We start from the raw sequence: 14,816 nt of genomic DNA, 5'->3' as shown, positions 1-14,816 counted from the left end.
CATGGAGCGTATTCCGATTTTGCAGATGGGCGACTTCCTGCTGGTGACCATTCAGGTCGACATGCATGACCAGTTGGCCCTGACGCTGCAAGATGACCTGTCCGAGCGCATCAGTCGGACCTCCGCCCGGGGCGTGTTGATCGACATCTCGGCGCTGGACATGGTCGACTCGTTCATCGGCCGGATGATCGGCACCATTTCCGGGCTGTCGAAAATCATGGACGCCCAGACCGTCCTGGTCGGCATGCAGCCCGCGGTCGCCATCACTCTGGTGGAACTCGGCCTGACCCTGCCGGGCGTCAGCACCGCGTTGAATGTCGAGCGCGGGATGAAACTGCTGCAGGACCGAGTACGCGAACAATGACCGTGCGCAGCAGTGGCAGCCAACCCATTCAAATCGAGCAGGACGTGGTGCTGGCCCGGCAAATGGCACGCAAACTGGCGACCGAATGCGGCATGCGCCTCATTGACCTGACCAAACTGGTGACCGCCGTCAGCGAGCTGGCGCGCAACACCATGGTGTATGGCGGTGGCGGCGACATGGACTGGCAGATCCTCGATGAAAACTCGCGCACCGGTTTGCGCCTGGTGTTTCGCGACGAAGGCCCGGGCATTCCCGACATCAAACTGGCGATGACCGACGGCTGGACCTCCGGCAGCGGCCTGGGCCTCGGCTTGACCGGTGCCAAGCGCCTGGTGGAAGAGTTCGAACTCGACACGGCGCCAGGCAAAGGCACGCGCATAACGATCACCCGATGGACATGAACATTGGCGGTTCGATGACGCAAGTGTTAACCATCGAAGACAGCAGTCAGATCGGCCACGCCCGCCGCACGGCCCAGCAACTGGCGGAAAAAAACGGCTTCGACGCATCCGATGCCGGGCGTGTGGCCCTCGTGGCCACCGAACTGGCCAGCAACATTCTCAAGCACGCCACCCACGGTGAACTGCATCTGCGGTTATTGCCCCGCACATCCGGTTCCGGGATCGAAATGCTCGCCGTCGATCGCGCCAAGGGTTTTGATTTGCAGGCCTGCTTGACGGACGGGTTTTCCACCCGTGGTACCCAGGGCATCGGGCTCGGTGCCGTGTCGCGCCAGACCGAGGTGTTCGATGCCTATACCGATGCGAGGGGCACCGTGCTGTTGGCGCGGCTTTATCCTCGCAGCGACAAGGCACCGGACCGCCGCATCGGCGTCAGCCAGCACTCGTTGCACCACGATCCGGCCTGTGGCGATGTCTGGCACCTGGCGTTCGACGGTCCGCGCATCAGCGCGCTGGTGATCGACGGTCTGGGGCACGGCGAAGAGGCCGAGAAAGCGGCCCGCGCCGGTGAAAAAACCTTTGCGCATTCGCCGTTCGATTCACCGGTGGTGTTGCTGGAAGACATGCATCTGTCGATGACCGGCACCCGAGGCGGTGCGGTGGCCATCGCGCAGTTCGACAGCAACGCCGACGCGCTCAGATTCGTCGGCATCGGCAACATCGGCGCCTGCCTGATCGCCCCGGACAGATCCCGTGGCCTGGCCTCCCACCCCGGCATCGTCGGCGGCCAATACCGGAAGGCGCAACCCTTTGACTATGCTCACGTGAATGGACATCTGTTGATCATGTACAGCGACGGCCTGCAATCCCGTTGGAGCCTGCAAGATTACCAAGGCCTGGTGCATCGCCATCCCGCCGTGATCGCCGCCATTCTGCACCGCGATTTCTGCCGTGGGCGGGACGATGTCACGGTGTTGGTCATTGCCCTGGAGACAGCCCATGGCTGAGACACCCCTGAGTCAGATGGACGAACAGGCCGCCCTGATCGCACAGTTGCAAGGCGAAGCCAATGCCCTGCGCGAAGAGCTGGACGAAACCAACCAGGGCGTTCTGGCGCTGTACGCCGAGCTCGACACCCAGGCCGAACAATTGCGCCAGGCCTCGGACCTGAAAAGCCGTTTCCTGTCGTACATGAGCCATGAGTTCCGCACCCCGCTCGGCTCGATCCTCAGCATCGCCAGCCTGCTGAGCGATGAACTCGATGGCCCGTTGAGCCCGGAACAACACAAGCAGGTGGCGTTCGTCAGCACCGCTGCGCGTGAGCTGAGCGACATGGTCGACGATCTGCTGGACCTGGCAAAAATCGAAGCCGGGCGCATCACCATCTCGCCGGCCTGGTTCGACATGTTCGACCTGTTTGCCGCCCTGCGCGGCATGTTTCGCCCGATTGTCGACGCCACCGCCGTGGACCTGATTTTCGAGGAACCCGTGGGTTTGCCGAGGTTGTACACCGACGACAAGAAACTCGCGCAAATCCTGCGTAACTTCATTTCCAACTCGCTGAAGTTCACCACCCGCGGCGAAATCCGCGTTTCCGCGCGGCTGGAGGACGGCGACCGGGTGCGCTTTGCGGTGACCGATACCGGAATCGGTATCGCTGCCGAGCTGCATGGCGCATTGTTCGAAGACTTTTCCCAGGTCGACTCGCCCCTGCAGAAACGCTTGCGCGGCACCGGACTGGGTCTGTCCTTGTGCAAACGCTTCGCGGCACTGCTGGGCGGCGATGTCGGGGTCGAGAGTACACCGGGGGTCGGTTCGACCTTCTTCGTGATCATCCCGCTGGCCATCGCCATGGAGCCCGCTGATGAAACGTGATATTCGCCTGCTGATCGTCGATGACAACGTCGCCACGCGCTACGCCCTGCGCCGACGCCTGGAACGGCATGACTACGTCGTGCTTGAGGCCGGGACCGGCGGTGACGGGCTCGCGCTGATCGACAGCGAATCGATTGACGCGCTGATCCTCGACGTCAACCTGCCGGACATGAGCGGTTTCGACATCGTGCGCAAACTGCGCTCCGAGGCGGCCACCGCCCTGCTCCCGGTGATCCACGTCTCGGCGGCATCAATCCAGACCGGCGACATCATCACCGGCCTCAATGCCGGGGCCGACGCTTACCTGATCCACCCCGTGGACCCGGATGTATTGCTGGCGACCCTGCGCACCTTGCTGCGAGTCCGCGATACCGAAAATGCCCTGCGTGAAAGCGAGGCGCGATTCCGTGAGATTTTCGTCAACGTCTCGGCGCCCATCGCGGTGCTGGACGCGCACTTCAAGGTGCACGAATGCAACCACGCGTTCGCCCGGCTGATTCAGGACAATCGCGAGCCGGACACTTTGCGCGAGTGTTTTGCCGAGCAGCAGGAAGCGGTCCTCGACGAATTGCGCCTGCGCCTGAGCGCCGGCGAGCGCTGGAAAGGCACGCTGAACATGCGCGTCGAGGGTGATGAGCGAGAAACCGAATGGCAGATTTCGCCCTATCGCACGCCGGAGCTGAGCCTGGTGTTCGTCGAGGACGTCACCGAGCATCGCCACCGCGAACGCTCGCACCTGGCCCGTCTCGACGATGCGACGTCGCAGCTGGAGCATGAAATTGCCGAACGGGTGCGCACCGAAGCGCAGTTGCTGCAAGTGCAGAAAATGGACGCGCTGGGCAAGCTCACCGGCGGTATCGCCCATGACTTCAACAACCTGCTGACCGGGATCATCACCAGTCTGGAACTGATTCAGAAACGCGTGGCTGACGGACGCACCGACAAGGTCCGGTTTTACGCCGAGGCGGCACAGAATTCGGCCCTGAGCGCCGCGTCGCTGACCCATCGCCTGCTGGCCTTCGCTCGCCAGCAACCGCTCGATACCCGGCCGGTGGACATCAACGAACACATCCGATCGCTGGAAGAGTTGCTGGTACGCACCATCGGCGAACACATTGCGCTGAAGCTCGAATTGACGTCGAAGGCGGCCATTGCCCTGGTCGACCCGATTCAGCTGGAAAGTGCCGTGCTGAACCTGGTGATCAACGCGCGGGATGCGCTGCCTCAGGGTGGCAATATCTGGGTCAGCACGTATGCGGCGTATTCACACGGTGATCTGAAACTGGCGGACGGGGCGTACGTCGCGCTGTCGGTGCGCGACGACGGCACCGGCATTGAACACAACGTGATCGACAAGGTGTTCGACCCGTTTTTCACCACCAAACCGCTGGGCCAGGGCACCGGGCTAGGGCTGTCGAGCATTTACGGGTTCGCCCGGCAATCCGGGGGCGATGCGCACATCCGCAGCGTGGCCCGGCGCGGCACCGAAGTGACCATCATGCTGCCCGCCAGCGCTGATCCAACCAGCGTTGTCGTGGAACCTGAGGTCGTCGACCCGCAAGGCTCAGGTGAGCATGTGCTGATAGTCGAGGACATGCCGTCGGTGCGCATGTTCGTGGCCGAAGTGCTGGCGGATGCCGGCTATCGTTGCACGCAGGTGGGGGACATCGAAGCGGCGCTTGAACGCCTGCAAAATGATCCGTCCATCAACCTGATGCTCACCGACGTCGGCCTGCCGCGTATGAACGGGCGGGAATTGGCGGATGTCGCCAGAGGCTGGCGCGCAGGCTTGCCGATCCTGTTCATGACCGGTTACGCGGAAAACGCCGTCAATCGCCAGGTGTTCCTGGGCGATGGCATGGACATGTTGATCAAGCCGTTCCAGATCAGCGAACTGCTGGACAAGGTGCGCCGCACCCTCGATGGCGTCTGACGCGCCGATATGCGCTTGGTTTACCGGCGATGGCGTCCGTGAAATCGCCATCGCCAGCAAGCTGGCTCCTACACATCCAGGGCCGTCTGAAGGCTCGCGGGTTACCTCGGTTTTGTAGGAGCCGGTTTGCCGGCGATGGCGTCAGTGAAATCGCCATCGCCGGCAAGCTGGCTCCTACACATCCGGGGCCGTCCGAAGGCTCGCGGGTTACCTCGGTTTTGTAGGAGCCGGCTTGCCGGCGATGGCGTCGGTGGGTTCGTTTACGGTTTCAGGGTTTTCGCGAGGAATGGGGCCGTTCGGCTCTTTTTACTGCTCGCGACTTTCTGCGGCGTACCCGCCACAACAATCCTACCGCCCTGATCCCCGGCGCCCGGCCCGATGTCGATCACCCAGTCACTCTGCGCGACCACGCGCATTTCATGCTCGACGACAATCACCGTGTGCCCCGCCGTCACCAGCGTGTTCAGCTGTTCGAGCAAGCGGTCGACATCCCGTGGGTGCAACCCAGTGGTGGGCTCGTCGAGGACATACAAAGTCGCCCCACGCTGGTTGCGTTGCAGTTCGGTGGCGAGCTTGATCCGCTGGGCTTCGCCGCCGGACAACTCCGTCGCAGGCTGGCCAAGGCGCAGATAACCCAGGCCGATATCCCGCAGCACCTCCAGCGAACGACGAATGCCCGGCTGCTCGACGAACACCTCGACCGCTTCGTCCACCGTCAACTGCAACACCTGCGCAATGTTCAGACCCTGCCAGCCGATCGCCAGCGTCTCGGGGTTGTAACGCGCGCCGTGGCAGGTCGGACATGGCGCGTAGACGCTGGGCATGAACAGCAATTCGACGCTGACAAAACCTTCGCCTTCGCAGGTCTGGCAACGCCCTTTTGCGACGTTGAAAGAAAACTGCCCGGCGTCGTAGCCCGCCGCCTGCGCCTCGGGGGTCGCGGCGTAGAGCTTGCGCACGTTGTCGAACAACCCGGTGTATGTCGCCAGGTTCGAGCGCGGGGTACGACCGATCGGCTTCTGATCCACCTGCACCAGACGCTTGATCGACTCCAGCCCCGCACTGACCTGGCCACCGCTGACTTGCGGCGCATCGTCTTCAAGGCTCAGTTCCTGCGCGTCGCTGTCACCCCCCGCCCGCCCGAGATGCGCGCCCACCAGTTCCAGCAACGCCTGGCTGACCAGGCTGGATTTGCCGGAGCCCGAAACGCCGGTCACCGCGGTGAAACAGCCCAGTGGAAACTCCACGCTGAGGTTATTCAGGTTGTTGCGGGTGATGCCTTCCAGGCGCAGCCAGTCAGTCGGCTTGCGGCTGACGCGCGGTGCGGTGACCTGATCGGCGAACAGGTAAGCGCGGGTCTGCGAGTTCGTCACCCCGGCCAGGCCCTGAGGCGGTCCGCTGTAAAGGATCCGCCCGCCATGCTCGCCTGCCGCCGGGCCGACATCGATCAGCCAGTCGGCGCGGCGCATGGTTTCCAGGTCGTGCTCGACCACAAACAAGGTGTTGCCCGCCGCTTTCAGGCGCTGCAAGGCTTCAAACAGCGCCTCGCCATCCGCCGGGTGCAGGCCGGCCGACGGCTCGTCCAGCACGTAAATCACCCCGAACAGCTGCGAACCCAATTGCGTCGCCAGTCGCAGGCGCTGCAACTCGCCGGACGACAGCGTCGGCGTGCTGCGCTCCAGCGCCAGGTAACCGAGCCCGAGATCGGTCAGGGTGCTGACCCGCTCCAGCAAATCCTGGGCGATCCGCTGCGCGGCCAGGCGCTTTTCCACCGACAGGTTCGGCGTGTGGCGTACGTCAGGGGCGTTGGCATGACCGCTGGCGCCGTGGGCCACCCTTTGCTCACGGGCCTCGCGGGTCTGATCGTGGCTCAAGACCTCGCCCGCCTCATCGGCCTGTTCGAGATAGCTGTGGGCGGCCACCGGCTTCAGTACTTCGGCCACTTGCAGCAACGGCATCTGCGACAGCTCGCCGATGTCGTAACCGGCAAACGTCACCGACAACGCTTCACGTTTGAGGCGCTTGCCCTCGCACAGCGGGCAAGGGCTGCCGAGCATGAATTGCGAGACGCGCTTCTTCATCAGCGCGCTTTGCGAGTGGGTGAACGTATGCAGGATGTAGCGCCGGGCGCCGGTGAACGTGCCCTGGTAACTCGGCTCCATATTGCGCTTGAGCGCGACTTTGGTTTCTTCGGGGGTGAGACCGGCGTACACCGGAACGGTCGGGGTTTCTTCGGTGAAGAGAATCCAGTCACGGAGCTTTTTCGGCAGGTCGCGCCAGGGTTTATCGACGTCGTAACCCATGGTCACGAGGATGTCCCGCAGGTTCTGGCCCTGCCACGCGGTGGGCCAGGAGGCGACAGCGCGCTGGCGAATGGTCAGGCTCGGGTCCGGGACCATCAGCGCTTCGGTGACTTCATACACCCGGCCCAGGCCATGACACTCCGGGCACGCGCCCTGGGGCGTGTTCGGTGAAAAGTCTTCGGCGTACAGCATCGGCTGCCCCGGCGGATAGCTGCCGGCGCGGGAATAGAGCATGCGGATCAGGCTCGACAACGTGGTCACGCTGCCCACCGAAGAGCGTGTGCTCGGTGTGCCCCGTTGTTGTTGCAAGGCCACGGCCGGCGGCAGGCCTTCGATGGAATCGACGTCCGGCACGCCGACCTGATCGATCAGGCGCCGCGCATACGGCGCCACGGATTCGAAATAGCGCCGTTGCGCTTCGGCGTACAGGGTCGAAAACGCCAGGGACGATTTGCCTGAACCGGAGACACCGGTGAACACCACCAGGGCATCGCGTGGGATGTCGACGTCGATGTTCTTGAGGTTGTGTTCACGGGCACCGCGCACTCTGACCATGCCGGAAGGAGGATTGGGGGTGCGCTTGGAAGTCATGGATAGCCTTGATCAGAAAATTCGAAGAGTGAACGCATTACCAAAAATCTACGCGACCCACTGTAGGAGCCGGCTTGCCGGCGATAGCGGCGTGTCAGCCAACATCTTTAGAGGCTGGGAGGACGCCATCGCCGGCAAGCCGGCTCCTACAGGGGATCGGTGTTCAGCCAATCGGTTGTGGGTTCAGCCGTTCAATACGCTGCGGACCATCCGGGTCAGCGCTTCCGGGCTGTAGGGTTTGCTCAGCAAAAAAGTGTCGGGGCTGAGCTGGTGGTTGCGCGAGATAATGTCACGGGTATGGCCCGAGGTGAACAGCACCGCCACCGGCGGCGTCTGCACTTTGGCCCAGGCGGCCAGGTCGGAGCTTTTGATCAGGCCAGGCATGACCACATCCGTGAAAATCAGCTGCACCGTCACCCCCTCCAGCAACATCTGCATGGCCGCATCACCGTTGGCGGCGGTCAGCACCCGATAGCCTTCCTCGTTCAGCAACTCCACCACCGAACCGCGCACGGCTTCATTGTCCTCGACCACCAGGATGGTTTCGTGGCCGCCGCGTTGCTGTGGGTCATGGGCCGGCGTTTCACTGGGCAACGGGCGCAGGCTGCGCGGGAAATACAGTTTCACCCGCGTGCCCTGCCCCTCGACGCTGGACATCTCGATGTGTCCGCCACTCTGTTTGACGAAACCGAACACCATGCTCAGCCCCAGCCCCGTGCCCTGGCCATCGGCCTTGGTGGTGAAAAACGGTTCGAACGCCTGGGCGAGCACCTGCGGCGGCATGCCGACCCCGGTATCGGCCACGGCCACGCGCACATAATCACCGGCGACGATGCCCTTGCCTGCACAGAAATGCCGGTCGAGTGCGACGTTCTCGGCGCTCAGCTCGATGGTCCCCTCACCCTGCATGGCGTCGCGGGCATTGATCGCCAGGTTGAGGATGGCGTTTTCCAGCTGGTTGCGATCGACGTTGATGTTCCACGACGCCTTGGGCAGGCGCACATCGATCTGGATGGTTTCCCCCAACGCCCGTTGCAGCAGCTCGCCCAGACCCTCGAAAATCTGCCGTGGATCGCACACCGCCGGCGACAGCGGCTGACGGCGGGCGAACGCGAGCAGTTGCGAAGACAGCTTCGCGCCCCGCTCCACCGCCGCAATCGACGCCGAGACCCGACGCTGGACGTTGGCATTGTCCCGCTCATGCCGCGCCAGCAAATGCAGATTGCCGGCGATCACTTGCAGCAGGTTATTGAAGTCATGAGCGACGCCACCCGTGAGGCTGCCGATGGCTTCGAGCTTCTGGGACTGACGCAACTGCTCTTCCGCCGCCAGCCGCGCTTCGACTTCGTCGGCGACGCGCTGCTCCAGATTGCGGGTGAACTTGAGCAAGGACTCTTCGGCGCTTTTGCGCTCGTGGATATCGATCAGCACACCGGGGAAACGGAACGGCTCACCCTTCTCGTCGAACTCGCAGCAACCGCTGGCCTGCACCCACAGGTAACTGCCGTCGGGACGCTGGATCCGGTATTCGGCGTTGAAGGGTTCGCCGGTGGACACCGAACGGCTGACCTGCTCGTTGACCCAGCTGCGGTCATCGGGGTGAATCCGCGCTTCGGCGAACTCCGTTGGCAAGTCGCCGAGGTTATGCCCCTCGGGATAGGAAAACGTGCGGGCAAAACGCTCATCGCCGGACAGCCGGTTGCCCTTGATGTCCCAGACGAACGAGCCAAGCAAGGCGCCGGCATTCAGCGCAAGGCGCACCCGTTCATTGTCGGCGTGATAAGCGTCCTCGGCTTCCTGACGTCGGCGTTCGGAAATCACGTGGTCGGTGGTTTCGACCACCATCGCCATGACCCCGGCCGGAACCCCCTGGTCATTGGGGACCGGGCTGTAATAGAGGTCCAGCCAGACATCTTCAGGAACGCCGTCGCGCAGCAGCACCAGTTCTTTGTTGTGATAAGACAGGGTGCCGCCGGCCAGGCAGGTATCGACCACATGCCGGTTGAAGTCGGCGACTTCAGGCCAGCCCAGCTCCACCGGGGAACCCAACAGATAAGGATGGCGGCCGCCGGCGAACGACGAATACGCATCGTTGTAGATCATGTACCCGAGGCGCCCCCACAACATCACCATCGGTAATGGCGAGGCGAGCAGCAGTTGCACCGCGCTGCAAAGGCTGGCGGGCCAGGTGTCGATGCTGCCCAGTTCGGTGCGGCTCCAGTCGAACGCACGAATGCGTCCGGCCATTTCGCCGTTCCATCCGGCACACCCGTGGCTATCGTCTAGAAACTGCATCGACTGGCTCTGCATCCCGTAATTGGCACCCGGTTGTTTCGAGCGTCGTGGTCGCCAATGGTTTCATAGAGGTATAGCTGAATCTCGCGGGACCTATGGCAAACAACGACCCCTGTGGGAGCGAGCCTGCTCGCGAAGGCGTCGGCAACGTCAACATTGATGTCGACTGACACACCGCTTCGCGAGCAGGCTCGCTTCCACAGGACTTACGTCAGGCTTAAGTTTTGCGGTCAAACCTCGATCAAGTGTTTCAGCGGATGGTAGCCAGTTTTCAACGTGGCGGCGACGTCCAGGATCGCCTTCTCGATGCCGTTCAAATGGATGCAGGTCAGCTCGATCGCAGCGCTCTGGTTACCGGCCTCGATGTACTCGATCAGGCGCAAATGCTCATCGTCGCGGCAGGCTTCGTGGCTGTCGTCATCCAGCGCAGCAGCGTATAGAGAAGCGCGGGAAATCAACTTCTGGAACCAGTCCAGCAACACCGGGTTGTTCAGGCTGCGCGCGAGTTTGATGTGGAACTCGCCGAGCAGATGAATCAGCCGTTCATGATCGCCGTTGCGGTGGGCTTCGTCCTCCAGCAACAGGTGATCGCGCAAATCGCGGGTCACTGCGGTATCCCGTCGGCGACAAAGCTCGCTGACGATGCCGATCTCAACCAGCCGCCGGGTTTCGAACAGCGAACGGATCTCTTCGTCGCTGGGCAGCGACACCGACGCACCTTTATTGGGCTCGGTGGTGACCAGTCCGTCGGCCTCCAATTGCTTGAGCGCGGCACGAACCGACGTCCGGCTGACATTAAAAAGCTCGGCCAATGACGCTTCGCCAAGCTTCATGCCGGGGCGCAGCGAACGCTTGCTGATCGCCTCGTAAACCCCTTGGTAGACGCGGTCGACCGTGGTTTCGAGTTTCTTCTCGGTCATTTGAATCCTCCTTCCAGCGCTAGACAACCGGCCCCAGGCGATGAGCAGCCTTAGAAAAAGGGGGTTGCACAAGCAGATTAATCCGGTTATTTCTAGATTGCATCCAGATATTGCATACAATAATTAGAGGATTGCACCATTATGGGTCAACCAATAGCTATCGAAGTGCGTAACGTCTCAAAGCGGTATTCCGATGACCCGGGGCTGGCTCCAGCTCTCGACAACGTGTCAGTCGACATTGCCGACAACGAATTCTTCACCCTGCTCGGCCCGTCCGGCTGCGGCAAAACCACCTTGCTGCGCACCATCGCCGGTTTCGAGCATGTCAGCGATGGCGAGATCCGCCTCGCTGGCGAACCGGTCAATGACTTGCCGCCGTTCAAGCGCCGGGTCAACACCGTCTTCCAGAGCTACGCGCTGTTTCCGCACATGAGTGTCGCGCAGAATATCGCCTTCGGCCTCGAGATGCAGGGTCTTGATGCCAAGCAAATTGCCCAGCGTGTCGATGAGATGCTGGCGCTGGTGCAGATGCAGCACCTCGCCCGGCGCAAACCCGCAGAATTGTCCGGTGGCCAACAGCAGCGCGTGGCGCTGGCGCGGGCATTGGCGCCGAAACCGAAAGTGCTGTTGCTGGATGAACCGCTGTCGGCGCTGGACCTCAAGTTGCGCAAGGAAATGCAGGTCGAACTCAAGCGCGTGCAGAAGGAAGCCGGGATCACCTTCATTTTCGTGACCCACGATCAGGAAGAAGCCCTGACCCTGTCCGACCGCATTGCGGTGATGTCCGCCGGCAAGATCCTGCAGATCGGCACCCCCAACGACATCTACGAACGGCCGCAGCATCAGTTCGTCGCCCAGTTCATCGGCGACATCAACTTCCTGCCCGGTCACCTCAAGCGCGGCCAGCAGAACGAAAAACTCTTCGTCCCCAGCGGCATGCCGGTGGAAATCCCCTGCCCGGCCCAAGGCTTCGACGGCAGCAAAGTGCAACTGGCCTTCCGCCCGGAACGTTCGCAACTGGTCGAACCGGAGCAACCGCACCACCTGCGCGGCGTCATCGAAGCGGTGCTGTACGTCGGCACCGCGACCCTTTACCAGTGCCGTTTGAACAACGACGTCAAAGTCATGCTGCGCGAAAACAACGAAGGCCTGAACCGTGGCCGGGTGGTCGGTGATCGGGTCGCGGTCAATCTGCCGCCCCACGCCTGTCTGTTGATGGAGGCCTGAGATGAGCGTCAGCAGCACTTCTCCCGCCCTCAACCGCGCGCTGCTGCTCAGCCCGGTGGTTCTGACTTTGCTGACGCTGATCGCCATCCCGCTCGGCATCATGGGCTACATCAGCCTGTTGCCGCGCAACGTGTATGGCGGCGTCGACTGGCAGGCCAACTGGCAATTGCAAAGCTACGTGCAACTGTTTTTCCAGGAAGGTTTCGACGGTGAACTGGAACTGAACTGGGTCTACGCCCAGGCGCTGTTGCGCTCGGTGTTCCAGGCCGGTGGCACGACCCTGTTGTGTTTCCTGTTCGGCTTCCCGGTGGCGTTGTGGATGTCGAGCCTGAGCCCGCGTCGGCGCAACCTCATGGTATTGCTGATCACCATTCCGTTCTGGACCAACCTGCTGATCCGCAACTACGCGTGGCTGATCATCCTGCGCGAACACGGCTGGCTCGCCCAGAGTCTCAACGCTTTGTTCCCTCAGGCCGGCGGCATCACGTTGCTCTACAACGACTTCGCGGTCAGCGTCGGGCTGGTCTACAGCTTCCTGCCGTTCATGATTCTGCCGATCTACTCGACCCTGGAGAAACTCGACTGGCGTCTGGTGGAAGCGGCGTACGACCTCGGCGCCAATCGCTGGCATGCGCTGAAGCGCATCATTTTGCCGCTGTCGATGCCCGGTGTGATTGCCGGCGCGCTGCTGGTGTTCGTGCCGAGCCTCGGCGCCTTCATCACCCCGGCGATTCTCGGCGGCGGCAAGACGCTGATGATCGGCAACCTGATCCAGCAACAGTTCGGCACCGCGCGCAACTGGCCGCTGGGCAGTTCGCTGTCGTTCCTGCTGCTGGGAATCCTGCTGCTGTCCCTGGTGCTCTACGCCCTGTATAGCCGCAGCGCCGCCAAAACCCTTCGTCGGGGAGCTACCGCATGATTGCCCTGCACCTGAAAAAACTGCCGCTGACCCGAGAAGTCAGCCTGCTGATCCTCGCGTACCTGTACGTGCCGATCTTCGTTCTGATCGCCTACAGCTTCAACGCCAACCGCTCGGCAACCGTGTGGACCGAGTTCTCGTTCGCCTGGTACGGGCGGATTCTGGCCAACCCGTCGATCCAGACCGCCGCGCTGAACTCGATCATCGTCGCCAGCATCGCCACGGTCTGCGCCACGGCCATTGCGCTGCTCGCGGCGCTGGCGACTTACCGGCCGTTCTACGGGCAGAAGATGGTCGAAGGCGGGATCAACCTGCCGCTGATCCTGCCGGAGATCGTCACCGCTGTGGCCACCCTGCTGTTGTTCATGGCGCTGGGGATCAAGCTCGGTTTGCTGACGGTGATCGTCGCGCACATCGGCTTCTGCATTCCCTTCGCTTACCTGCCGATCCGCGCGCGGCTCAACGACCTCGACAAAAGCCTGCTGGAGGCGGCCAACGACCTGTACGCCAACCCGTGGCAGGTGTTTCGCCGGGTGACGCTGCCGCTGCTGTGGCCGGCGGTGTTGTCCGGGTCGGTGCTGGCATTCGTGGTCAGCCTCGACGATTTCATCATGACCTTCTTTGTGGCCGGCCCCGGTTCGACGACCTTGCCGGTGTACATCTTCTCCGCGATCAAGGCCGGCGTGACGCCGGAGATCAATGCGATCTCGACCCTGATGCTGGTGATTTCCATCGTGCTGGTGGTGCTGGCCTTCTGGCTGGGACAGCGCGGCAAACAACAATGAGCCTGGAGCGTTCTTGAATGAAACTGAAAAATATTGGTTACGGCGTCGCCGGTCTGGCCCTCAGTTGCTTTACCGTTTTCACCGCACAGGCCGCCGAGCCCAAGGAACTGTTCTTCTACAACTGGACCGATTACTACCCGGTGGACCTGCTGGCCAAGTTCGAAAAGGAGACCGGGATCAAGGTCACCATGGACGGCTATGACAGCAACGAAACCCTGCTGGCCAAGTTGCAGGCCGGCGGTGCCGCGTATGACGTGATCGTGCCGTCGCAGTCGATCATGCGCACCCTGATCAACCAGGACCTGCTGCTGGAAATCGACGCATCCACCCTGCCCAACTTCCAGTACGTCAAATCCGCGTTCCGCGACCCGAGTTTCGACCCCGGCCGCAAGTTCTCGGCGCCGTACCTGTGGGGCACCACCGGATTTTCCTATGACAGTGCGCGGGTGCCTGGCGGCAAGCTCGACGACTCCTGGAAAGAGTTCTTCGAACCGCGCAAGGAGCTGCAAGGCCAACTCGCCGCGCTCGACACTTCCAGCAGCGTGATCAACGCCGCCAGCCATTACCTGAACGTCGACGAGTGCAGCGAAAGCCCGCAGGACGCCAAGCGCATTCTGGAGCTGCTGCAAAAGCAGAAACCGTTCCTGAAGATGTACAGCTCGGACAACACCGTCGACCGCATGGCCTCGGGTGAGGTGATCATGATGCAGAACTGGAACGGCTCGACCGCCCGGGCGACCTTGCAGAAGAGCACCATCAAGTACGTGTACCCGCGTGAAGGCCTGGCGATGTTCCAGGACAACTTCGCCGTGCCGAAAAGCGCCCCGCACCCCGGCAACGCGAAGATCTTCATCGACTGGATGATGAAACCGGAAAACGCCGCCGCCGTGTCCAACGCCATCGCCTACGACAACGGCATCCAGAGCGACAAGCTGATCGACGCCAAATGGCGGGTCATGGATGCGATCAACATGCCCGAGGAATTCGCCTCGCGCCTGCGTCCCGAGAAAGAGTGCAGCAACAAGGCGCGGGAGCTGCAGGACCGGATCTGGGCGAAGCTCAAGGGCTGATCCGAGACCGCGTCGCGGCCATCGCGAGCAGGCTCGCTCCCACAAGGTATTGGGTTGTTCACATAGTTCTGTTCATCACAAAACCACTGTGGGAGCGAGCCTGCTCGCGATGAGGCCCGCCTGAACACCACAA

General features: G+C 62.3%; 12 protein-coding genes. 9 read left to right on the top strand and 3 right to left on the bottom strand.

Annotated elements, in window-relative coordinates:
- Window position 1 precedes the first annotated feature (1 nt).
- Genes ACF6ZU_RS26650 through ACF6ZU_RS26630 form a run of 5 tightly spaced genes read left to right on the top strand, consistent with a single transcriptional unit; the run spans window position 2 to window position 4,573 of the window.
- Window positions 2-364 (top strand): STAS domain-containing protein, encoded by a 363-nt coding sequence (locus ACF6ZU_RS26650; protein ID WP_217870352.1) that lies wholly within the window; start codon window positions 2-4, stop codon window positions 362-364.
- Window positions 361-765, top strand: a complete 405-nt coding sequence (locus ACF6ZU_RS26645; RefSeq protein WP_392888516.1) for an anti-sigma regulatory factor — start codon at window positions 361-363, stop codon at window positions 763-765. Before ACF6ZU_RS26650 ends, ACF6ZU_RS26645 begins: the two co-directional genes overlap by 4 nt.
- Window positions 762-1,772, top strand: coding sequence for an ATP-binding protein (locus ACF6ZU_RS26640; RefSeq protein ID WP_392893943.1), 1,011 nt, complete (start codon window positions 762-764; stop codon window positions 1,770-1,772). Before ACF6ZU_RS26645 ends, ACF6ZU_RS26640 begins: the two co-directional genes overlap by 4 nt.
- On the top strand, window positions 1,765-2,640 hold the full coding sequence (locus ACF6ZU_RS26635; protein WP_392888515.1) for a sensor histidine kinase: 876 nt from the start codon (window positions 1,765-1,767) through the stop codon (window positions 2,638-2,640). The genes ACF6ZU_RS26640 and ACF6ZU_RS26635 overlap by 8 nt, the downstream gene beginning before the upstream one ends.
- Window positions 2,630-4,573, top strand: coding sequence for a response regulator (locus ACF6ZU_RS26630; protein ID WP_392888513.1), 1,944 nt, complete (start codon window positions 2,630-2,632; stop codon window positions 4,571-4,573). Before ACF6ZU_RS26635 ends, ACF6ZU_RS26630 begins: the two co-directional genes overlap by 11 nt.
- A gap of 260 nt (window positions 4,574-4,833) precedes the next feature.
- Here the strand turns inward: ACF6ZU_RS26630 and uvrA are convergent, their stop codons facing one another.
- From uvrA to ACF6ZU_RS26615, 3 genes are all read right to left on the bottom strand, one after another.
- Window positions 4,834-7,467: an excinuclease ABC subunit UvrA gene (gene uvrA, locus ACF6ZU_RS26625; protein WP_392888511.1), complete on the bottom strand. Its 2,634-nt coding sequence runs from the start codon at window positions 7,465-7,467 to the stop codon at window positions 4,834-4,836.
- Between the two features lie 183 nt (window positions 7,468-7,650).
- Entirely contained in the window at window positions 7,651-9,762 is a 2,112-nt protein-coding gene (locus ACF6ZU_RS26620) for an ATP-binding protein (RefSeq protein ID WP_392888509.1), read from the bottom strand.
- A gap of 230 nt (window positions 9,763-9,992) precedes the next feature.
- Window positions 9,993-10,682, bottom strand: coding sequence for a GntR family transcriptional regulator (locus tag ACF6ZU_RS26615; protein ID WP_392888507.1), 690 nt, complete (start codon window positions 10,680-10,682; stop codon window positions 9,993-9,995).
- 141 nt (window positions 10,683-10,823) lie between these two features.
- On the opposite strand from ACF6ZU_RS26615, the gene ACF6ZU_RS26610 reads away from it, so the two are divergent.
- Genes ACF6ZU_RS26610 through ACF6ZU_RS26595 form a run of 4 tightly spaced genes read left to right on the top strand, consistent with a single transcriptional unit; the run spans window position 10,824 to window position 14,683 of the window.
- Window positions 10,824-11,909 (top strand): ABC transporter ATP-binding protein, encoded by a 1,086-nt coding sequence (locus tag ACF6ZU_RS26610; RefSeq protein WP_392888505.1) that lies wholly within the window; start codon window positions 10,824-10,826, stop codon window positions 11,907-11,909.
- A 1-nt stretch (window position 11,910) separates the two neighbouring features.
- Complete coding sequence (locus tag ACF6ZU_RS26605; protein ID WP_392888503.1) at window positions 11,911-12,828, top strand: ABC transporter permease; 918 nt, start codon at window positions 11,911-11,913, stop codon at window positions 12,826-12,828.
- On the top strand, window positions 12,825-13,613 hold the full coding sequence (locus ACF6ZU_RS26600; protein WP_084323457.1) for an ABC transporter permease: 789 nt from the start codon (window positions 12,825-12,827) through the stop codon (window positions 13,611-13,613). Before ACF6ZU_RS26605 ends, ACF6ZU_RS26600 begins: the two co-directional genes overlap by 4 nt.
- 17 nt (window positions 13,614-13,630) lie before the next feature.
- Window positions 13,631-14,683 (top strand): extracellular solute-binding protein, encoded by a 1,053-nt coding sequence (locus ACF6ZU_RS26595; protein ID WP_392888500.1) that lies wholly within the window; start codon window positions 13,631-13,633, stop codon window positions 14,681-14,683.
- Window positions 14,684-14,816 lie beyond the last annotated feature (133 nt).

Origin of the sequence: Pseudomonas migulae, from assembly GCF_043225285.1 — a bacterium.
Classification (GTDB): domain Bacteria; phylum Pseudomonadota; class Gammaproteobacteria; order Pseudomonadales; family Pseudomonadaceae; genus Aquipseudomonas; species Aquipseudomonas migulae_C.
Note: the sequence above shows the minus strand (reverse complement) of the source record. Positions and strands in the feature narration are given on the sequence as shown.

Bases quoted from the DNA above. Each gene is read 5' to 3' on its own strand.
- ACF6ZU_RS26630 (WP_392888513.1), top strand. From the start codon at position 2,630: ATGAAACGTGATATTCGCCTGCTGATCGTCGATGACAACGTCGCCACG.
- ACF6ZU_RS26620 (WP_392888509.1), bottom strand. From the start codon at position 9,762: ATGCAGTTTCTAGACGATAGCCACGGGTGTGCCGGATGGAACGGCGAA.
- ACF6ZU_RS26615 (WP_392888507.1), bottom strand. From the start codon at position 10,682: ATGACCGAGAAGAAACTCGAAACCACGGTCGACCGCGTCTACCAAGGG.
- uvrA (WP_392888511.1), bottom strand. From the start codon at position 7,467: ATGACTTCCAAGCGCACCCCCAATCCTCCTTCCGGCATGGTCAGAGTG.
- ACF6ZU_RS26640 (WP_392893943.1), top strand. From the start codon at position 762: ATGAACATTGGCGGTTCGATGACGCAAGTGTTAACCATCGAAGACAGC.
- ACF6ZU_RS26595 (WP_392888500.1), top strand. From the start codon at position 13,631: ATGAAACTGAAAAATATTGGTTACGGCGTCGCCGGTCTGGCCCTCAGT.
- ACF6ZU_RS26650 (WP_217870352.1), top strand. From the start codon at position 2: ATGGAGCGTATTCCGATTTTGCAGATGGGCGACTTCCTGCTGGTGACC.
- ACF6ZU_RS26635 (WP_392888515.1), top strand. From the start codon at position 1,765: ATGGCTGAGACACCCCTGAGTCAGATGGACGAACAGGCCGCCCTGATC.
- ACF6ZU_RS26605 (WP_392888503.1), top strand. From the start codon at position 11,911: ATGAGCGTCAGCAGCACTTCTCCCGCCCTCAACCGCGCGCTGCTGCTC.
- ACF6ZU_RS26600 (WP_084323457.1), top strand. From the start codon at position 12,825: ATGATTGCCCTGCACCTGAAAAAACTGCCGCTGACCCGAGAAGTCAGC.
- ACF6ZU_RS26645 (WP_392888516.1), top strand. From the start codon at position 361: ATGACCGTGCGCAGCAGTGGCAGCCAACCCATTCAAATCGAGCAGGAC.
- ACF6ZU_RS26610 (WP_392888505.1), top strand. From the start codon at position 10,824: ATGGGTCAACCAATAGCTATCGAAGTGCGTAACGTCTCAAAGCGGTAT.